Source organism: Gordonia sp. ABKF26 (assembly GCF_041103195.1).
In the GTDB taxonomy this organism is placed as follows: domain Bacteria; phylum Actinomycetota; class Actinomycetes; order Mycobacteriales; family Mycobacteriaceae; genus Gordonia; species Gordonia terrae.
Genome location: NZ_JBGCVZ010000003.1, coordinates 3,219,529 through 3,240,153 on the forward strand (window position 1 = coordinate 3,219,529; position 20,625 = coordinate 3,240,153).

General features: G+C 63.3%; 11 protein-coding genes. 1 reads left to right on the forward strand and 10 read right to left on the reverse strand.

Annotated features, from left to right (window positions below):
- Positions 1–3: 3 nt before the first annotated feature.
- The 9 genes from istB to AB4Z55_RS14970 all read right to left on the reverse strand — a co-directional run bounded on the left by istB (position 4) and on the right by AB4Z55_RS14970 (position 18,082).
- On the reverse strand, positions 4–795 hold the full coding sequence (istB, locus tag AB4Z55_RS14930; RefSeq protein ID WP_354563584.1) for an IS21-like element helper ATPase IstB: 792 nt from the start codon (positions 793–795) through the stop codon (positions 4–6).
- Complete coding sequence (istA, locus tag AB4Z55_RS14935; RefSeq protein WP_354563582.1) at positions 795–2,420, reverse strand: IS21 family transposase; 1,626 nt, start codon at positions 2,418–2,420, stop codon at positions 795–797. The genes istB and istA overlap by 1 nt, the downstream gene beginning before the upstream one ends.
- Before the next feature lie 976 nt (positions 2,421–3,396).
- Positions 3,397–6,198 (reverse strand): ATP-dependent helicase, encoded by a 2,802-nt coding sequence (locus AB4Z55_RS14940; RefSeq protein ID WP_369519992.1) that lies wholly within the window; start codon positions 6,196–6,198, stop codon positions 3,397–3,399.
- Positions 6,199–6,242: 44 nt separating this feature from the next.
- On the reverse strand, positions 6,243–7,115 hold the full coding sequence (locus tag AB4Z55_RS14945; RefSeq protein WP_369519993.1) for a hypothetical protein: 873 nt from the start codon (positions 7,113–7,115) through the stop codon (positions 6,243–6,245).
- Positions 7,116–7,183: 68 nt separating this feature from the next.
- Positions 7,184–8,965 carry a site-specific DNA-methyltransferase gene (locus AB4Z55_RS14950; RefSeq protein WP_369519994.1) on the reverse strand — a complete coding sequence of 594 codons (1,782 nt, stop codon included), beginning with the start codon at positions 8,963–8,965 and terminating at the stop codon, positions 7,184–7,186.
- Positions 8,955–12,050 (reverse strand): BPTD_3080 family restriction endonuclease, encoded by a 3,096-nt coding sequence (locus AB4Z55_RS14955; RefSeq protein ID WP_369519995.1) that lies wholly within the window; start codon positions 12,048–12,050, stop codon positions 8,955–8,957. The genes AB4Z55_RS14950 and AB4Z55_RS14955 overlap by 11 nt, the downstream gene beginning before the upstream one ends.
- Positions 12,051–12,285: 235 nt before the next feature.
- Positions 12,286–15,630, reverse strand: a complete 3,345-nt coding sequence (locus tag AB4Z55_RS14960; RefSeq protein ID WP_369519996.1) for an ATP-binding protein — start codon at positions 15,628–15,630, stop codon at positions 12,286–12,288.
- Positions 15,627–16,571, reverse strand: coding sequence for a DUF4194 domain-containing protein (locus AB4Z55_RS14965; protein ID WP_369519997.1), 945 nt, complete (start codon positions 16,569–16,571; stop codon positions 15,627–15,629). The genes AB4Z55_RS14960 and AB4Z55_RS14965 overlap by 4 nt, the downstream gene beginning before the upstream one ends.
- On the reverse strand, positions 16,568–18,082 hold the full coding sequence (locus AB4Z55_RS14970) for a DUF3375 domain-containing protein (protein ID WP_369519998.1): 1,515 nt from the start codon (positions 18,080–18,082) through the stop codon (positions 16,568–16,570). The genes AB4Z55_RS14965 and AB4Z55_RS14970 overlap by 4 nt, the downstream gene beginning before the upstream one ends.
- 124 nt (positions 18,083–18,206) lie before the next feature.
- On the opposite strand from AB4Z55_RS14970, the gene AB4Z55_RS14975 reads away from it, so the two are divergent.
- Complete coding sequence (locus tag AB4Z55_RS14975; protein ID WP_101818921.1) at positions 18,207–19,322, forward strand: alpha/beta hydrolase; 1,116 nt, start codon at positions 18,207–18,209, stop codon at positions 19,320–19,322.
- 135 nt (positions 19,323–19,457) lie between these two features.
- On the opposite strand, the gene AB4Z55_RS14980 is transcribed toward AB4Z55_RS14975, so the two are convergent.
- Positions 19,458–20,144: a ZIP family metal transporter gene (locus AB4Z55_RS14980; protein ID WP_064570247.1), complete on the reverse strand. Its 687-nt coding sequence runs from the start codon at positions 20,142–20,144 to the stop codon at positions 19,458–19,460.
- Between the last annotated feature and the right edge of the window lie 481 nt (positions 20,145–20,625).

The window sequence follows — 20,625 nt, forward strand, 5'->3', positions numbered from 1 at the left end:
GCGTTATTGAGGATGCTCGTCGTGGTGTCGGCCGTCAAGACGAGTGCGGTCGCGTTGCCGGTAGGACGGGCCTTCGATGACGAGGGTGTGGGCGCGCGAGGTGAGGCGGTCGATGGCCGATTGGGCGAGCAGAGCGTCGGCGGTCATGGTGAGCCATTCGGCGGGCTCTCGGTTGGAGGTGATGATGGTGGTCTTGGTTTGGCGTTCGACGACGAGTTCGTAGAAATCGTTGGTTTCGGTGGCGTCGAGCGCGCGGAGTGCGAAGTCGTCGATGATCAGGATGTCGACGGCAGTCAGGCGGCGGAGTTCGGCGTCGACGCTGTTGTCGAGGCGGGCGGCTTTGAGGCGGTGGAACAGTTTGTCCGCACGTCCGAAAACGACCGAGCGCCGGCGTCCGATGGCCATGTGGCCCAGTGCATTTGCTAGATGTGTTTTGCCGACTCCGACGGGGCCGAGGAGGATGACGGAGTGCCCGGCGTCGAGGAAGCGGAGTGCGGTCAGGTCCTCGAGGAGGGTGCGGTCATAGCGGAGGTCGTCGGTGGCTTCCCAGCCCTCGATGCGCATGGCCGGGTCGAGACCGGCTTTGGCTGATCGTCGTGCTGCTGAGCTGGATTCGCGTCGGGAAACTTCATCGGCGAGTAGCTGTTCGAGGAACCCGAGGTGGGAGGTTTTGTGCTGTCGGGCCAGGGCGGCGCGGGCGGGCAGCGTGTCGGCGAGCGCACCGAGCTTGAGCGTTTTGAGCATGCCGATCATGTCGGCGCCGAGCGGTTCGGGAGTCGTCGGTCGGGTCGTCATCAGTTGTCCTCACTGTCGGCATCGGTGATGATGAGGGTGAGTTGCGTTGGGGTGGTCGCGTATTCGGCTGGGTCGCGGGAGAATCGGGTCGGTGACTGGCCGGCAGCGGCGGGCAGGGCCGGAGTGGACTTCTCGGTGGCGCGGGCGAGCATGGAGCCGATCTTGGGCACCGAGATCACGTCGAGGGCCAACGCGGTGGCGCATGCGGTATCGACCGGACCGGGCCCGTAGCGGCTGACCAGCCCGATCAGCGCGTAGACCGACCGCATCCGTGACCACGGCTGCGGGTCGTCGACCAGGCGGGCGGCGTAGATTCCGATATTCGGGCCATGACGGTCACAACTGTCGAGTTGGGCGGTGATGTTGCGCATCGCGTACGCACTCTTGTCCGCAGGGTAGTCGTTGGCATCGGTGCTGCGCCCGCCCGGCGCCTGGCGAGGGTGCTGTTTGACCAACTGCCCGCGGTGATAGAACTTCACGCTCTGGCTGTCGGCGCGCACGTCGAGGACGGTGCCGATCCACGTTTCGGGCAGCGAGTACAACGCCTTGCCGACTGAGGCGTGAAAGTCTCTGTGTACCTTCACCTGTTTGAAGATCGGCACATCATAGGCGGCCGGTACCGGTAACAGCAGGGCAGCTTCGTCGGCGGCGAACACGAGCGCCGGCGCCATCGCGGTGGTGCCGTGCACCCGCAGGCCGGCCCGATCGGCACACCACACCTGGGCCGCGTCTTGCGCCTCGGACAGGCTGGTGAAGTTCTCGCCGGCCCAGAAGTTGTTCTGCACGAAATGGATCGTGCGTTCCACCCGTGGTTTATCGGTCGGGGTGCGTACCCGGGCGGTGTCGGTGACGAATCCGGCATGCTGGGCATAGTCGAGCCATCCGCGACCGAGTTGAGGTTCCAGCTTATGCGCCTGAGTGACAATCGCTTTCATGTTATCCGGGATCAGGACCGCGAACACGCCGCCGAAGAACTCCCACGCCGCCTCGCAGCCGGCGATCACCGCGGCTAGCGTCTGCGAATACGTCAGCCACACGAATGTGTGCCGCGAATACACCGCCGTGAGCACCAGCGCGTGCACCTTGCGGCGCCGGCCCGTCTGCGGGTCAGTGAGCATCCCCAGATAGCCGAAGTCGAGTTGGCACTCCACCCCCGGCTCACCATCGGCGACCCGTACCGTCGTCGCCGTGCGCCGGTACCCGCACTCCTCGGTAGCGAACCGCACCAACGTCCGGTAGGGCACCACACAGCCTCGACGGCCCAACAATTCGTGAATCTTGGTCACCGTCAACGGTTTCGCGTCGTCCGACCCGGCCACCCAGGCCTTGATCTGCGTGGTGAACGGCACCAACAGCTCCCAGGACTGCCCATGCCCGTTCGGGCGGGCCGGACGGACCGCAGCGACGATCTGACCGATCACCTCATCGGTGAGCCCCGCCGCCCCTGACTCGCGCGTCACACCAGCTGCCTGCGCGGCCACGACGTAGCGACGCACCGTTTTGCGGTCCACCCCCGCATGCGCGGCGATCGTGCGTAGACCCGGCGACGGTAACCCCACCGCCAGACCCAGCCACAACCGCAGGACTTCTCTGATCTCTTCCACAGCAACCTCCCGATAGCCCATGCCGCCGCCCCTTCCATGACTGCTCGTCACGGCCGAGTCAACTGACAAAACAAGAGACCACCAGCGCAACGCGCCGGTGGTCCCATAACTGGCAATCCAGGTGGTCCCATCCACATGGCAAAAATCAGCTCACAGCGGTCCCTTCACCGTGGCAAATGACACTAGACATGCCCGTTCGATACGCACTCATTCTGTCGCTGGCAACGGACGAGCAGGACGTAGACCTCTACACTCCGATCGCGGTGCAGCTCCGCGTGCCCGTTGAGACTGAGGTAACGACCTAGGGGTCATCGCACGAAACGGAACACGCTGGGACATCATCTGACGGCGCTGAGCAAAACTCCCCAGTGATGCTCGCCTGTGTGTGTGCTCCGCCAGCGAGGCCGGACCTCCCGAGATGCTGATGATCTGACAAACGGAGTGGTCGATATCGGCGGTCGCCCGCCATACCGTAATTTTCCCCGAATAGTGGAGTGTTGTTTTTCGCGGCAGAAACTCCGCGGTCAGAGAATTTCATCGTTCATTGGGCTGAGCATCCCGATCGTCGAGTGTCGTTGGGATGTCCCCGTGAACCGGTCCGGGTGATGTGTTCCCCTCTTCTTGACCGTGGGTTACTGGAGTTGTTGGGTTGAGGCCCAAAGGCCTTGTACTGGTCAGGGCTGATGTTACCGATGTGGCTGTGGATTCGGTCAGTATTGTAGAACTTGTAGAACTTGTAGATCTAGTTGGCCATCGTCACTACGAATCGACAATATTAGGTGTTAATGACGACGCAGCAACTGCACTCGACCCGCCACTTAAAGACGCCCTAGCCATTCGTCTCTTATAACTACTTTGCGGACTGCCAATTTGACGCTACGTGGCTGGACCGACAGGCTAACGAGTTAACCGCCGTGGTGACGAAACAACATGACTATCGGATTAACGCCTCGGACTCGGGATAAGACAAGCTTGCCCACCAGATAACGGAGTTTTGCTACGGCGCGCTTTCTGGCCGGGGCCGACACAGCTCAACAACGTCGCATGTCGAGCACTTGGCCCCAAAGGTAGGGAGCCGAGGCAACTCATTCTTGCGGAGTTTCTCACCCGACGTGCGTATCCGTTCACGCACGTCATCTAGCATATGGTCGTCCACTTGGTCTCGATGGCTCTTACCACCGGCATCGAGGTTCAGCACTTCGACGACGTCAGCGTTATCGCCTGTTAGCTCCTCGTACCCGAGCGCGTATACGTGCAACTGATCCCGAGTGACATCCTCGTCCTGGGCTCGCTCGGTCGACTTGAAGTCCACAATCGCCAGCTCGTCGGTATCGAGCTTCCGAATCAAGTCGATGCGGCCATCGACCGTGATCCCGGGGGCGATGTGCACTTGGATCTGCTTCTCGGAGTGCACAGTATTCCCGATCGTGCTTCCGTGCAATTTGAAGTAACGTTCAATCGCCTCGGCCGCAGCTCGCTCGAGGTTGCGCCGCAACTCAGGGTAGGCAAACGGAGTGTGTAGATGCCTATCAACCAAATCTGTGGCGTCATCTGCTGTCATGATCTCGCCTGCGGTCGCCTTCTTGTGCACTTCCGACAGCGCATCGTGAAGGCCTTTTCCATATCCGAGCGCCTCGTGTAGCGGTGCGTTGAAGCCGTAGAGGAATCGGAGCTTGAACTCGTAGGGGCACTCGAACAGGTACTTCAACTCCGAGAACGACAGAGTTACTTGAGGGATCTCGTGGATGGCTCGAGGCTCGAGGCGCTTACCCGTGATCGGGCTAGTGCTCGTCGACACCCACTGGTTACCGGTGCAGTGGATAAAGAACTCGGACTGTCGCTTGTGGTTGCGGCCAACCCCGGGCGAGAAGGTGACGTTCAGAAACTTCTGTGCCCTGGTTACCGCGACGTAGAACAGGCGCCGCTCGTCGTCCTTCGTCCCCTTGTACCGGTCGGGATCCTTGATCGCCTCCGCCGGGATGACGTGGAACATCGACAGTCCGCCGATGCGCTGGGCTGGAAACCTGTTGGCGCGCATGCAAGGCAGGAAGACGGCTGGCCACTGCATGCCCTTCGACTGGTGGACTGTGGCGATGGTGACGGCGTCGGGGGTCGCGTAGCCAACGTCACCATCCGACTCGGCGTAGTAGTCGGGCGCCTGGTGCTCGAGCCAGCCAGCGAACGTCTTGTACTTCTCGCTCGGCTCGCTCGAGAAGTGTATCTGTTCGAAGTCGGAGATGGCCTGGCTGAACTTCCCCAATTCGTAGAACACGAGTTCCCCCCGACCCTTCGGTCCGGGGATTGTCTCTTCTCGGATCTCGAGGGCAGCGAGGAAGTCGAGGTAGAGGCGTTGAATGTTGTAGACCCCCCAACGCTCGCCTTTCTTGAAGTCCTTGCCGGCGTCCAGGATCGCCACAGCTGAGGCCCACTTGGCGGGGTTTGGAAGCAAATCGGACTTTGCCCATAGCTCTCGGAGCAGGCTCGTGTCGATCTCGTTCACCATGTACCGGAAGATGCCGACGCACGCCTTGATCTCGTCCGCGTCGAAGAGGCGGTTTAACCCCTTTATCACGTAGGGGATCTGGCGCTTCTTCATCTCCTCAACGATCGGCCCCGCGTCCTTGGCGACCGAGCGCAACAGCACGGCGCAGTCGGAGTACGACAAGCCGCGCGGCTCCGCTCTTGGCTTGTCCGTGAAGGGCACGCCCTGAAGGTGCTCGATCCGATCGCAGATCCAGGCTGCCTCATCCTCAGGGGTGGCAAAGTCGAGGGCCAGGAGGTCGCCTCGCTCCCAGTTCTGGTGGCCAGAAGCGACCATCTTCTTCGGAAGACGGTCACCGGTTGGAATCAGCTCCGCTACAGATCGCCCCAGTTCGACGACGCCCTTGGACGAGCGGAAGTTGTCGTTCAGCACGACCTGCTTGACGTCGCCGTGCCGATGGGCGAAGTCGATGATGTTCGCGACTTCGCTGCCCCGCCACTGGTAGATCGTCTGATCATCGTCTCCGACGACGCACAGGTTCGCGCCGTACTGGACAAGCCCGCGGATCAGGCGCTCCTGCAAAGGGTTGACATCTTGGTACTCGTCGACGACGAGGTACTTAATGTCATCTCGGATGTGCCGCTGGATGACCTCGGCGTTGTCGTCCTCGTCAGGATCGATCTCCAGGAGTTCGACCGCGAGTGCGATCATCGCAGTGAAGTCGAAGTTGGCCTGCCCGTATACCAGCTTGACATAGGAGTCAAGAGAATCCAGAACCCCGGCTGGGACCAGAGACTCGTCGATCTCGTCCTCTCGAAGCGTCCCGAGGACCTGCAGGTAGAGCCGAGAGTTCTGCCAGCGCTTGAGATGACTCTGCTTCGTCCCGATGGTGGGGCAGGTGGTGAGTCCGGACTGCTTGCTGTACTTGTCGACGAGAAGTCGTGACGTGATCTCGGTCAGCACGGAGTACTTGAACGTGTCGGGCACTAGCCGCTGCAGGAGGTCGAGCGTGTACCCGTGCATGGTGCCGATATACATCTCAGCGAGGCCGGTGACTTCGCCTCGCTCCTCCTGAAGGATCCCCAGAACTCGCTCCTTCAGTTCCGCCGCAGCCTTCTCTGTGAACGTGAAGGCGACGACGTTGCGCGGTTCGACCCCCGGCCGTCCCAAGATCTTCGCGATCCTTTGAGAGATCACCTGGGTCTTGCCTGAACCAGCGCAGGCGATGATCTGCAGCGGCTCGTCGATCGTATTGATCGCGGCCACCTGATCTGCCGTGTATAAGGTCGTCAGACCTTCTGCCACAACTTCCCTCACTTACGCTCATGACCACATCAGCACCGATCGACAAAGGTCCGGCACTACACCTCGAACACCTTCATGACCTCGTCGCCGTAGTCGTTGATGACCTTGACTGCGATCTTTCCCGTGGAGGGCTTGGCGAAGGGCCGCGAGACTGTCTTGTACAAGGACTCCCAGGCGTCAGCGTCGATGTCTGCCTTCAGAGCCGTCTTGAGTCGCTTGTATGGATCATTGCCGCCCGTGAAGTAGCAGTGCCGGACAAAGAACGATTCCTCGTTGTAGTCGGTGTCGATCATCCAGAGCGCGATCTGGCCGGTGTCGCTGCTCCGGACCTCCCCCGTCGTGGGGTCGTAGACATCGACCCCTTTGAGGTCGACGATGTAGCCCTCGTCCGTGGAACGCAGGTCAATGTCGGGCTCGCCAAAGACGGTGAAGAGGTTGCCCGATCCAGTCTTCTTCAGTTCCTCGCCCATGAGGAGGTCGGCATTCATGCGGACCATTAAGACTGGTAGCCGGCCGACGTTGCGTGCTCCTTCGATCTGAGCGAAGCCTTCGTCGGAAGGTTCGATTGTGTAGCCGTCCTCTTCCGTCACGTTGGTCACTTGAGGATCGAACGCGAAGCCTAGGACGCAGAGCAAGTCGACGTCGCCATCACGGATAGCTTCCCGAGCGGCGTCCTTCACGTACTTCGCGCTGACAGTCCCGTACTGCGGCCCGATCGCGACGCCGATGCGGCTTGGGGCGGCGTGCTCCCCGTTCGAGATCTGCCGGCCGATGGCCTGGATGTACTGGCCCGCATAGGTCTCGAACGTCTCGAACTTCAGCTTCTCCGCCCGCTTGCCGTTTTGAATGCCGGCTTTGGCGAGGTTCTCGAGGATCGACTGCTCAAAGTTCGGACCGTCCGCTTTCCTGCCCGTATCTTTCTCGGACAAGGATTCCGGCGCATCACCGAACGACAGAGCCCGGTGCGGGCTGAGTGACTCAACAGTGAATGGGCCAGCTACGCGGACCTTCCTGGCATCCTCGGCCTGTCATAGAGCAGCTCAAATTCAGCATGTCGCTTAATCGCCGCATCGATTTCCGATCGACTCATTCCCGCCTTGATGTCGGGGTTGTTGGCAATCGACTTCAACATCACGTGGGCCACACGCTCGTAAACGAACCCCTGGCGGATGTCACCGCCGAACTGGTGCCGTGGGACGAAATTGGCGGTAAGCGACTGCTCCTTCTTGTGACCCTCGGGAGTGTCAGCCAGGAGGTACCACGGGAATAGAGATGACATCAGCCGCTGGCGAGCCAGGGCCAGGGCCACTCTCGACGTGTCGACGGTAATCCACCTGCGTCCCCACTGTTCGGCGACATAGGCCGTCGTCCCAGAACCGCAGGTGGGGTCTATGACAAGGTCACCTGGGTCCGTCGCCATCAACACGCAACGCTCGATGACTTTGGTGGCAGTCTGCACGACATAAACCTTGTCGCCACCGAACTGTCCCTGCCCGAATGTATCTGTCCAACTGTTTGAGAGTGGCGCGGCCGGAAAGTCATCGATGTACCTGATGTACCCAAGGTTCTTTCCTGAACCCGCGTAAACTCGGTTGGCAGCCACCAATCTTTCCATGCCCACACGATTAGTTTTCCACCCGCCTTTTGCTGGCGTCACCGTTTTACCGCTCACCGTGACAGGAAAGACAGTAGTTTGTCCTACGCGGGTGGTTTGCGATGTGAGGTTGTCGATACCGAAAGCTCGAGCGCCTGGGGGCAGGTTCCCTCCGGACTTTTCTTCCTTCGTCAGTGGCCGAGTGGACCCATCTTCAAGTACAACTGAGGTGTAGAGCGAGACAGAGTCGCCGCCGAGAGCCTTGGTCTTGAAGAGCTGGCGGTACTTCACCGCCTCAAGGTTTTTGGCAAAGACGACCACATAGTTCAAGACATTGGCCAGTACGTTCGTGCCTCCGGCGAAGCTCCCAGCCCCGCTAGTAGTAGCGAATGCGATTTGGCTAACGAAATTTTCGGGGCCGAAAACTTCGTCCATTAGCGATCGAACGAGATGCACGTTCTCGTCGCCTATCTGAACGAAACACGATCCTGACTCGGTAAGAAGATCCCGCGCAGCGAGGAGTCGATCTCGAAGGTAAGTCAGGTAGGAGTGGACACCCAGCTCCCACGTGTCTCTAAAGGCCTTAATCTGCTCGGCTTCACGAGCAGAGTCCTCCATCTTGCCGTCTCGGACAGTCCGATCGCGGGCCGAAACCTGCCAGTTGCTGCCGAACTTGATGCCGTAAGGCGGGTCGACATATACCATCTGGGCCTTGCCGCGCAGATGCTCGCGTTCAGCAAGCGAAGCCATCACCTGCAGACTGTCGCCGAGGATCATGCGGTTCGACCAGTTGGCGTCGTGCTCGTAGAAATCGACCTGCTCGAGTTCGTCGAGACCGTCGAAGGTATCGAAGAGAGCCAGTTCCGGTTCATCCTCGGGACGTGCCGTTGTTCGGCGGAGGTTCTCGACCAGCACGCGCGGGTCGACCTTCTCTTGGATGTAGATGGGAGGAGCATCCGTGACGAGGTCGGAATCGTCGCCGGCTTCGTTAGGGGCGGCCGGGTACTTGCCGAGCCAGACGAGCTGGGGGTCGAGGGTTTCGTCGCGCTGATAACGGACCTTGCGGAAGGCCTCGATCTCGGGGGTCACGAAGTCCTGTGCGTCGGCCGTGGGAATGTTCTTGCGGGTCTCGCCGTGCTTGATCGAGTCAATCGGGGTCGGGCCCTTGGAAGTCTTACGCGCCACGAGCGCTCCTTGTGGTGTTGATGTCTGCGTTCGTTTCGGCGAAGTCAAGTAGGTCGGGGTCGCCGATGATTGGTTTGTCGCCGTACAGACTCTGGATCGCGTCTGCCAACCTTGTCTTGAACTGGTCGGGTTCCGTCATCTCGATGTAGGCCCATCGGCCCCATCCGCCGTGGTTGTTTACAGCTACGCACCAAGAGTTCCTGGCAGTCTCCGCCTTCTGGTTCGTCGGACCGGGACTCTTCTGGCTGCCGGAGATCTCGATGATCAGGGTCCGCTCGACGTCTTCATCCGTGCGCTTCAGACGGACCAAGAAGTCTGGGATGTACGAATGGCTGCGGCCCTTGTGGACGTACGGGATGGTGAGACCTAACTGGTCGTTCTTGACGAACGCTGCGACGTTCGAGTCATCCTCGAGGATCGCGGCCATCCGTTTCTCCCATGCGTTCCCCTCGGGACCGTTCCCATCGAGCGTCACATGCGAAATCTCGGACTTCTCGACTGGGATGGTTCTCTTCCGCGTCACGAAGTCGACGTCACCGGTCGATCCCTCCGGGTCGAACCGGTTGACCATCGGCCGCAATCGCTCGCGGCGATTGCCGGGCAGCCGGAGAATAGCGTTCCAGACTTGCTCGGCGGCAAGTATCTGAGCCTGGGTGATGGTGACGAGGAAGCCCAGCGAATACCCCTCGTGGACGACAACCTTCGTGTCAATCCACTCCGAGCAGATGCCGACGAGCTTCGGGAAGAGCCACGGTCGTTTGTCGCCCGCGCGCGTGAAGTGCTGGTCGAGGATGCGTTTAGCCAAACGAAAGGCGACTTCCTGCGTTCGGTAGATCGTCGGGTCACCCTCTTCGAGTTCCTTCTGGCCAACGAGACCACCCAGTTCGACCCATGACGGGACGGTGTCCTTGCCGATGGGGAACTCCGGCGCCTGGTCGAAGTCGGGGTGGATGTCCTCGTCGGGGATCTCGACTCGGTAACCGTCGAGTTTGGGGAAGTTGATCCGCAGGTGCTCACGTCCCTCGACCGCATGGACATGGATGGACGGCTTGGGAGGTGCCGACTCACCTTCGGCGGGTTCACCGGCGACGAACTGGAACGGGATCCCGTAGACGTTGGCGTACTCAGGCTCGAACCTGCCTGTCTCGTCACTTACCTCGTAGGAGCGGCGACGTAGGCCTCGGCCGACGACCTGCTCACAGAGGAGCTGAGACTTGAACGCTCGAACTCCAAGGATGTGGGTCACTGTGTTGGCGTCCCAGCCCTCTGTGAGCATGGAGACGCTCACCACGCAGCGGATGTCGGCACCCAGTTTGCCGGGCTTGCCCACCGTGTTCATGACTTCGCGCAGGAGGTCCTCGTCGGTGAGCTTTTCTACGTCGGCGCCCGGGTTGGTCTTGCGGTACTCGGCCTTGAACTGAGCGATCTCGGCACCAGCCGCCTGCTTGAAGTCAGCCTTCATGGCTTCGCCGGACTCGATCTGCGCGGAGTCGATCAGGATCGTCCGGGGCTTGGACAGCGGCCTACCGTCGACGACGTTGCTGAGCAGAGAAAGTTCCCCAGGCTTGTGGGCGATGATCTCGTCGTCGCGGACCACTTCTTCTCCCGCAATCCACGTATAGACGAGCTTGCTGACCACAGTGTTCGGGCAGACCACGATGAAGACCGGCGGGGTCCCGCCGTACTGCTGGAGGTTTTCCTCCCAGTGCGCGAAGGCCTTCTCGTACGAGCGATGCAGGCTGCGTAGGGCTGCCTCGAGTTCCTTCGGTGGTGCCCAATCAGTGACCGCATCCTTGGCTGCCCTCTTCGGCAGCTCCTTGCCCACGAAGTCCCAGAGCCTGAGGAAGACGACGTGCTCGGTCTCTGCATCGTCGTCGACTGGGGTTCTTGGCACTTTGACGATGCCGGACTCGATGGCGTCCATCAGGGAAAAGTCGCTGACAACCCACGGGAAGATGTAGCCCTCGGCGTAACCCGACCCAGATAGGTAGAAGGGGGTCGCGGAGAGGTCGAAAACCTGCTTGATCCCCACGTATTTCGCGATTGCGCGAAGTCCGTTGAACCACAGCCCGGCCTTCTCGTTGGCGTCTTTCTCTTCGCTGGTCTCCTTGCCCGATGCCAAGGGCCTTGCGAGGTAGCAGTGGTGCGCCTCGTCGTTAAAGACCATGATCTGCTGCTTCTTGCCCGCCTCGGTGACACCGAGGCCGCGAAGCACGCGGCTGACCATCGCCTTCGGCGACTCCTTGAAGGGATCGCTGGTCTTGTTTCCCTTCAGAAGGAGGCGAGTGTTCCGGGCGACGCCCTTGATCTCCTTGGCGTCCTTGAGCTGGAACGCATGGAAGTTCGTGATGACGATCCGCGCGCTCGCCATGCCGCCTTTGAGGTCGGAGGGGATGAGGTTGCGCAGGTCGTAGTAGTTGCCGTCGGTCTCGGGTAGTAGGACGTTGAGGCGGTCGCGAATAGTGATGCCAGGAGCGACGATGAGGAACCGGTTGGTGAACCGTGCGTCGTTCGGCGACTGCGTCTTGTTGAGCGTCTGCCAGGCGATCAGCATCGCCATCACGATCGTCTTGCCGGCGCCCGTCGCCATCTTGAGGGCTGCTCGTGGCAACCCGTCGTTGTGGGCCTCGTTCTCCGGCTCCAGCCGATTGCGCCAGTCGGCATAGGACGGGTGCCTACCGGCCACCTCGGTGAGGAAGATCGCGGTCTCGGCGGCCTCACGTTGGGCGAAGATAACCCGGTTTTCCCGGCTGGGATCAGCCCAGTGCTGAAGGAGCTTGCGACTGATAGGGGTGACGCCGTCGTAGTGCCCGCTCGCCCGCCACTTGTCGACGTCACGACGGATGTCGTTAATTAGGCTGTTCTTCTCACGACGTTCGCCGGTTAGATCGAAGTCGAAGCCTTCTTGCACCGACCCATCGGTCCCCTTGTTACCCTTCCTGGTCACCGCGATAGGGATGAAGGACTCGCTGGGTCGCCGGCCTTGGATGATGACGCCGGTCGGGCCTGACGGTCCGATCTCATAGTGCCGATCGGGAGCGTCGTAGGGCCCGTTCAGAATTGGATTCTCGATGCCGCCGCTCAACGCAAACTACCTCGAATCGCCAAAGCCATAGGAGAACCATACCGACCTTAGAGGGAGCCCCTCTAAGGACACGCGCTGCACGCTCAGACCATGTCCCACCATTTCATGTCAGATCTTTGTCAAATGAGATCGTGGGCGCTGAACGACGGCGCCCACCAGGGTGTACCGCCGAATGCGCCAATTTCGCTAGGACCACCAACCGCAAACAATGGCTCGGTAGGTCCGCAATCAACTGCTACACCGGCAACTGACTCCCCGACCGCCGCAACTCCGAGAACGCCTTGATCCCCGTCGACGTAGCGGTAGCAACCGGCCGCAACTCCGGCCCGGCCTCGGTCTTCGACACCATCACCAGGTTGTCGACGTACGGCTGGATCGTGCTGGTGTTCTGGACGGTGGCCACGATGATCAGCTGAAATCCGAACTTGCGGAACGCACTCAATGCCTGCTGAGCGAACTGTGGGTCGGACTTGGAGAACGCCTCGTCGAGCATCAGCTGGGCGAAGATGGGTCGATTGTCGTTGCCGTGCGGGCTGGCCAAGTTGAAGCTCAGCGCACCGGCGAGACAGAAGGCCATCAGTTTCTCCTGCTCGCCGCCGGAGTTGTCGCCGGCGTTGGAGTAGGTGCGGATGGTCTCCCCCGACTCGGCGTCGTGCTCCTCGCAGTAGAAGTCGAACCGGTTGCGCACATCGAGAGCGTCGCGCGTCCACTGGCGGTCCTCCGGGGTGTTGCCGGCGAGGCGTTCGCGCAGCAGCAGGATGTCAGAGTACTGCTCGAGGATGGCCTGCTCGTCGCCGAAGCTGACCGCGGTGGCACGATTCGAGATCTGGCGAGCCTTCTCGGTCAGCTCCTCGACCGCAGCGAGCTTCTTGCGGCCCGGACGCAGGCGCAGGCGGGTACCGCGGTTGAAGGCCACCGCGCCGAGGCCGGTGTTGACGCGCTCGATCTGCTCGACGATGCGTCGTTCCTCGGCGTCGGCGGCCATATGGAGACCGAGGATCGCGCCCGGGGCCTGCTCGGTGATGAGCCGGCGCATCCGCTCGTAGGCGGCGGGCAGCTCGCGCTCGTCGATGCGGCGGCAGACGGCGACGTAGTCGTGGAGACGTTCGTCGAAGTCGTCGCTGTCATTCGGGATGGCGTCCGGGAACTCCTCGTCGTAGGTATCGAGGATGCGGGCCAGCTCGTCGCGGGAGCGTCGGGCATCCGAACGCATCCGGTCGCGCTCGCGGCCGGCGGCCTTGACGATCTCCTGTCGATACGGCTCTGGATTGAGCACGTCGAGGGTCGCAGAGAGATCCTCGCGGAAGCCGTCGAGCGTCTTCTCTGCCTGCGCGGGAACGTCTTCGGGCTTCAACCGATCCATGAGGTCGAGGAGCTGGGTACGCCGCGCGTCCTGGCGAGCGATCTTGTCCTTGACCAGCGCGGCCTGCGAGATCGCGTTGCGGACCTGCTCCCACAGGTCTTCGGCCTTGCGCTGCAATGCCTCGACGTCGGGGTTCTCTTCGATCAGCAGGTCGTATTGGTCGGTGAGTTGGTCGACCCGGTCATCCACGGAGTCGACGTCGATCTCGTTCCACTGCGTGAACTGCTCGCACACACGGCGATACGCGTCGCGGCGTCGTTCCTTGGCACTGCGCTCACGGTCAAGCTCGGCACAATCCTGGCGGGCATCCTCGAACGCCCGCTCCTCGTACTCGAGTTCGTCGCGCAGGGCGGCGATCTTCGACGCGACGTCGCCGACGAAGATGTACTGCGACCGACGGAGCTGCTGACGGTCGTCCTTGACCGCGAGCTTCGCCGAATCCTTGCGCAGACCCTGATCGGTGACCGCCTTGGCGTGCTGGGAGAACTCGCCGGGACTGTCGACACACATGTGGTTGCCCAGCTTCGACAGGACCGTCATCGCCTCGGCGGCACACGGGTGTGACGCGTCGACGGGACGCAGCTTCGACGCGAGTGTTCCCGTTTCCAGAACCGGCATCGGGCGAGAGTCGGCCTGGTGCAGCTGGATCCGGCCGCGCATGTCGTGCGAGTTCACGAAGCGCAGAGCGGCGCGGAAGTGCTTGTCGGGCACCAGCAGGCGCAGACCGACGTTGCGCAACACCTTCTCGACGGCCAGGCGCCACCGCTCTTCGTCGGGGTCGAGTTCGACGAGTTCGGCGACGTACTTCAGCTCGGACTCGTCGATCTGGAGTCCGTGGGCGATCGCGCGGCGCATCTCGTGCTCGGTGCGCGGCAGCGCGGAGCCGGCGTTCGCGACGCGGCCCAATTCCTCCATCGCGGCGTCGCGGCGGGTACGTGCGGCGACCTCGCTGGCCAGTGCCTCGGCATAGTGGGCGCGCCCGGCGTCGAGCTGGCCATCGATCTTGGCGGCTTCCTCGGTGAGTTCCTCGCGGAGCAGCCAGAATCCCTCCGCTCGTGTGGGCGGGGTGAAGCCGAGCGCGGAGACCTTGTCCTCGTACGCGTTGCGTCGGGCGGTGACCTCGGTGCTGCGTTTCTGTGCGCCGCCGAGCTGTTCGCGCAGCGGAGCGAGGTCGCCGGTGGACGTGGCGATCCGGGACAACAGCAGGCTGTGGTCCTGGCGGAGCTGGTCGTGCTGGGTGGTCAGCGCGGCGAGATCGCCGTCGAGGCGGGTGATCTGGTCGTCGAGGTCGGCGACCTCGGGCTGCGCGTTGTGGATCCGCAGGTTGTTGACGTAGCTGCGGATGGTGGTGTTGTCGATGGTGTCGAGGACAGAGAAGGTGGCCGACTCCCCCGCGTACCGCTCGTGCACCTCCTCGATGTTGCCGAGGATGGTGCGCTTGCGGCGTGCGACGTCGAGCAGTTCGCGGGCTTCGACGAGGGGGTCGATCTGGTCGAGGGCGTCGGCGATCCCGACGATGCTGGTCGGGGCGTCGAGCATGAACTCCCGCACGAACTGCGCTAGACCGCCGACGCTCTTGAGCGACTTGGCTTTTCCGAGGAGCTGCTGCGCGGCGTCGGAACCGCGGATCCCGATGAGCGAGTACAGCGTCGAGAGGTACTTGCCCTCGCCGGGTCCGCCGCGCCATCCGCGGTCGCGGAACTTGGCCGAGTTGTAGTTGTTCGCGGCCCACTCGTTGCAGGCCTCGACGATGTCGGCGTCGCCGTCGTAGATGAAGTACGAGCTGTGCGCGTCGGTCATCTTGCCCGCGGCAAGCCATTTCAGCACCAGGCCGGTGATGGCCTCGCCGGAGCTTGAGGTGTACGTGACCGCGATGGCCGCCCACGCCGGGCCGGTGCCCCGCAGGTACATGATCTCGCGGTGGGCGTTGGTGCCGTCGCGCCGCTCACCCCACGCGCCGCGCACGTACTTGCCGACCGTGCGCTTGCCGCTGGACGATCCGGCCGCCGTCGCATCACCCGAGGCGTTGAAGTTGCGTCGATGATCCGGCAGGAACGCCAGCGAGATGGCGTCGAGCAACGACGACTTACCGCTACCCGACGACCCGGTGATCAGAGAACCGTTGGGACTGAACGGGATCGAATGATACCCGTCGAACACGCCCCAGTTGATCAGCTGCAACCGGGACAGGTGGTACTGGTCGACCTGCCCGCTCACCAGTCGTCTCCTTCGTCGTTCTCGCCGTAGGCGCCGTCTATGTCGGCTGCGTCCTCGTCGCGCTCCGCAGGCTCGTCGGCGAGGTCCTCTGGCGGCACTTCCCCGGTGTCACCGGAACCGATGAACTGCTCGAATTGTCTTTGCAAATCGGTGATCACCGACGCCGTCATCACCGCTGAGATCACCGTGCTGACGACGAAGGTGTCGGTGTCGTCGCGCTGCTTGCGGAGGAACTCGAGCTCCTCCATCTTGTCGAGGGCGCGTTCGATGCGCTTGTCGAAGAGTGCGAGGTCGCGGTCGATGGTGTTGGTGACGCCGGCGAAGAGCTCGTGGATCTCCTCACGGGTGATCAGGACGGGCTCGTCGCGAGCGGCGCGCACGTACTTGGCCAGGTGGAGCGCCAGGATGGCGTCGTAGGTGTGAATCGTCTCGCGCTTGAGGATCTTTCGGCCCCAACGGGAGTCGTAGCCGGCCTGCTCGACGAAGGCGACCTGCAGTTCGTCGACGATGCGCAGCCGGAGGTCGAGTTCGGAGAGGCGGCCCCGCAGCACGTCCTGGTACTCGGCCACCCACGACCACAGCTGCGGCTGCCGGTCACCGCTGATGTAGCGGCGGGTCAACAGGTTCTGCAGCGCCCAGCACGCACGGTCGGGAAGCTCGCTGACGTCGCCGTCGAAGCGCGGGGCGGTCGGCGTGTGGGTCGCGGCTCGGTTCGCGACGGTGGGCAAGTCGTCGAAGCCGGCGAATTCGGTGGGGGTTGGGTCGCCCTTCGTGGCTCGCTTCGCTCGCACCTCAGGGGGCAGAGGGTCCTCCGCTCGCGTCTCAGGGTCGCCCTTCGTGGCTCGCTGCGCTCGCACCTCAGGGAGCACGGGGTTGGATTCGTCCGCTTGCACCTCGGGGAGCGAAGTATCGGCGTCCACGTTCGGGGGCAAAGATGTCATTCGGCGTCGACCTCCGCAGTCGGAATCGGTTCGGTGAAGGTCAGGTCGGGCACTTCGATCGCGTGGTCGTCGCCGATGAGGGACCGGAATCGCACGGTGGTCATCGGCACCTTCTCCCCTGCCGCTTGCTGTTTCGAGGCCCACGACCATAGGACGATGACGTGGGCGAGATACGGCTCCTCGAGTCCCTCGATGACGTCGGCCAGTGCGACCGGGCCGGCGGCGACCGCGGCGTTCACCGTGTCGGTGAGTTCGGTCGTGTCGACCTGGCCGGACAGCGAGGCGAACGAGGTGAGGTCGGCGTCGACCGCGGCCGGGAGCGCGGGTGCGGGCGGTACGTGTTCCCGGATCTCGAAGGCGAGTCGACCGATCGAGTTCACCGTCGGCGCGGCCAGGGGCAGCTCGTAGCCGATGCGGCGATCGGCGAGGGACGTCTTGAGCAGCTCGTTGGCGGTGGCCAGGGCGTCGTTGAGCTGGCGGGCGAGGCCGCGGCTCTGCTCGAGGGTGCCCGACGCGACAAAGCGTCGAATACGGCGCGCACAGCGTTGCCTGGTACGCCCGACCTCGGCCATCTGCTGGGTGACGAGGCCGAAGAAGTTGTCCATCACCGACCGCAGGCCCGCATCCATGCCCGGGAAGCTGTCGATGATCGTCTCGATGTCGGACTTCAGGCGCGCGCGACGCTCCGGATCCTGGATCAGGTGCGAGAACGCCTGGTACGACGCGGACTGCGGCGAGTCGAGGAGCGCCTCGTAGTCGTCGAAGAGTTGACGCTGACGGTCGCGGTAGGCGAGGTCGGAGTCTCCGGGGTCGTCGAGCAGCGCGGTGGTGATGCGGTCGAGCATCGTGCCGTACTGGCCGATGTCGGAGACGATCTGCTCCATCTGGTAGCCGATGGTGCGGGCGGCGTCCTCGGCGACGCGCAGGTCGACCGGGGGGCGTCGGCCGGCGTCGAGGTCGGCGAGCTCGGCATCGAGGTCGGACATCTGTGCCTCGATCTCCGAGCGGATCTGGTCGGGATCGTTGCTGACCTGACCGGCGACGCGTCGGAGCTCCGACGCGATACCGGTGATGGAGCCGCCGGTGGCGATCGAATCCTCACGCCGTTGACGACGCATGAAGTCCAGAACCGACCGCGCCTCGCTGGTCAGATGGCACAGGTTGGGGGCGTGCGGGTCGGAGGTGTCGGTGACTCGGTGCAGCCAGCCCTGCCGAGCCCAGAGCTTGACCAGCTCGAGGCCGGTGGCCTGGTCGGTGAGGTCGAGGTCGGCGAGGTCGCGGTCCAGGCGCACCGTCAGCTCGGTCTCCGACAGTTTGGTGCCGTAATCGAGGTGACGTTCCATCAAGGTGACGTAGAGGGCCGAGTTCGTGGCCGCGAACAGTCGTCCCACGGCCGACTTCTGGATCGATCGGTTCGATTCCCACGCGTCGACCAGCGTGACCTGCGCGGACTCGGAACCGCTCGACGTGCCGGGGGCCTCGACCGGAGCCGGGAAGGCTGAGAACTCCATCGCCGCCTCACGGGGATCTCGGGGACTAGAGGACCCGGGTAGTCTGCCACGCCCGGCGGCTGCCGCCCCACCCGGTGGGTCGCGTGTCCAGCCGGGCATCGACGCTCTCGTTACTCTGAGCGGCATGGTGATGGCTGATCGTCCGGAGGTCCAGACCGCGTCGGCGCCGGTGACCGCGCTGACCGTCGTCGGGCTCGCGCAGAGCATGGTCAACGGCCTCGCGCGGGTGCCGTTCCGCAAGCCGTGGTCGGGCCCGTCCGGGCTTCTCGACAACCTCGGCCAGTCGGTCACCCGCCAGACCATCCGCGCGTTCATGGGCTACTCGATGGGACTGCCGATCGAGGAGTTCCGGTCGATGGAGAAGATCCTCGACGACGTGTGCCGCGTCGTGATGCCACCCTTCGTCGAGTTGACCGACGGCGTCGAACTCACCGACGACATCGTCGGCGGCGTGCCCGGGCTGTGGTGTCGCGCCAAGGCGAGCACCGACGCCTACGTCGACGACGATTGCGAGAAAGAAGAGATCGGCGCGACGATCCTCTACCTGCACGGCGGTGGATACATCGGGACATCGCCGATGATGTACTCGGCGTTCGCGTCGTCGCTCGTGCGGATCGCCGGGCACGAGGTGTTCATCGCCGACTATCGGATGGCCCCCGAATTTCCCTTCCCCGCAGGCGTTCACGATGCCGCGGATGTCTACCGCGGGCTATTGGGACGCGGCGTCGACCCCGACCACATCATCGTTGCCGGCGATTCCGGTGGCGGTGGGCTCGCGGCGTCGCTCGTCGCCTACCTCCGCGATCACGACCTGCCGCGTCCGGGCGCGCTCGCGCTGTTCTCCCCCGAGATCGATCTCGACCTCGACCATCCGTCGATCACCGAGAACGCCCCCTACGACATCCTGCCGTGGAGCATCCCGGTGACGCCGTACCTGCACGGCGTGCAGCCGAACGATGCGCGGGTGTCCCCCATCAACGGCGAACCCGACCCGTCGTGGTTCCCGCCGACGTTCGTGTGCTGGGGCGGCAGCGAGATGTTCCGCGACGGCATACGCGATTTCGCGGCACGACTCGAGGCGTCGGAGGTACCGACGCACGCCATCGAAGAACCCGGCATGTTCCACGTCTTCCCCATCCTCATGCCGTGGGCCGAAGCGTCGAAACGCGTGTTCCGGGCATTGTCGGAGCTGGCGGACGGGCATGTCGAGAGTGACCCGGAGGCGGTGCAGACGCACTAGATTGTGGGGTCGCGTTTTGGGTGGGTGCTCGGGGGACCCTTCGTGACGGCCCTCCGCAAGCTCCGGGCCTCCTCAGGGAGCGGTGGGTGACGTTCCTCCGCGAGCCTGGGGGCCTTCTCCCGAGAGTGATGAAGATCAGCCGAGGACGAATGCGAGAAGGAATCCGGCTGCGGTCGCGAGGCCGACCCACCACCCGCCTTCGCGGTAGGCCTCTGGCATCAGCGAGTTGGCGAGCACACCGAGCGTCGCGCCGCCGGCGAACGCCTGGACGACGCTGATCGCGGTCGACGGGATGGCGTCGGCCATCGCGTAACCGCCCACTGTGACAGCGACCAGGACGACGGCGGTGAAGATCCACATCGCGAGCGCCGAGCGGCCCGAGGCGTCGTGCTCGCGGCGCATCAACGACGCGCCGCTCACCGCTTCGGGGACGTTGCCGACCGCGATCGCCACCACCAGCACGAGCGAGCCTCCCGCGGTCAGCGAGACGCCGAGCGCGGTGTTCTCCGGCACACCGTCAAGGAAGACACCGATCATCAGTGCGGGACCGATCGCCGACGACCCGAGCTTGGTCTCGACGAGACGGTCGGCGACGACGTAGACCGCGGTCCCGGAGAAGAGCGCGACCGCCGCAACACCCGTACCGGCTTGGGTGAAGGCCGGTTCGAAGAGTTCGGTCGACACCGCCGCGATCATCGTGCCTGCGCCGAACGCCATCAGCGTCGCCAGGATCGGATTCGGCAGGTTCCAGCGCAGACCGATCGCAGCGCCGACCGCGATAGGTATGGCGGTCGCGAGCCCGTAGAGAACTGCAGTGAGCATGACGTCCAGGTTGCTCCGTGTCGCGGTCGATGGCGTGCGCGGCGCGCAGGAGCGATTTTGGGCGCCCTTCGAGGCTCGTCGACCTCGACGCGCTCCTTCGTCGCTTTCTCGGCCCGGCGGCTTGCGCTCCTCACACCTCAGGGAACAAGACGCGATGAAGGATCTGCAATCCAAGAGGTCACAGAATTGCGGATACCTCGATGGACCGTGCTGCGGCGCGAGGGATACACTGGGTCTCGTCCGACGAACCGGTCAGACCCCCGACCCGACCGGTTCGTCGGATATTTTTATGACCGGGTTGCTCCGCGTGTGACGGTCGACCGACCAGGGTCGTGTTACGTGAATTCGCGGTTTCTTTATTCCGCCGGAAACCATTCGGTAATCGATGGCGAGTGAACTGAGTGTCGTAGCAAGCAAGCGCTACTCGATGAGACCGGATCTCCGGTCGAACCACTCAGGGCAATGATGCCCGATCCACCCT

What these genes read in the sequence shown, in the direction of transcription:
- istB (WP_354563584.1), bottom strand. Translation starts at nt 795, where the DNA reads ATGACGACCCGACCGACGACTCCCGAACCGCTCGGCGCCGACATGATC.
- istA (WP_354563582.1), bottom strand. Translation starts at nt 2,420, where the DNA reads ATGGGCTATCGGGAGGTTGCTGTGGAAGAGATCAGAGAAGTCCTGCGG.
- AB4Z55_RS14965 (WP_369519997.1), bottom strand. Translation starts at nt 16,571, where the DNA reads ATGACATCTTTGCCCCCGAACGTGGACGCCGATACTTCGCTCCCCGAG.
- AB4Z55_RS14970 (WP_369519998.1), bottom strand. Translation starts at nt 18,082, where the DNA reads ATGGAGTTCTCAGCCTTCCCGGCTCCGGTCGAGGCCCCCGGCACGTCG.
- AB4Z55_RS14975 (WP_101818921.1), top strand. Translation starts at nt 18,207, where the DNA reads ATGGTGATGGCTGATCGTCCGGAGGTCCAGACCGCGTCGGCGCCGGTG.
- AB4Z55_RS14980 (WP_064570247.1), bottom strand. Translation starts at nt 20,144, where the DNA reads ATGCTCACTGCAGTTCTCTACGGGCTCGCGACCGCCATACCTATCGCG.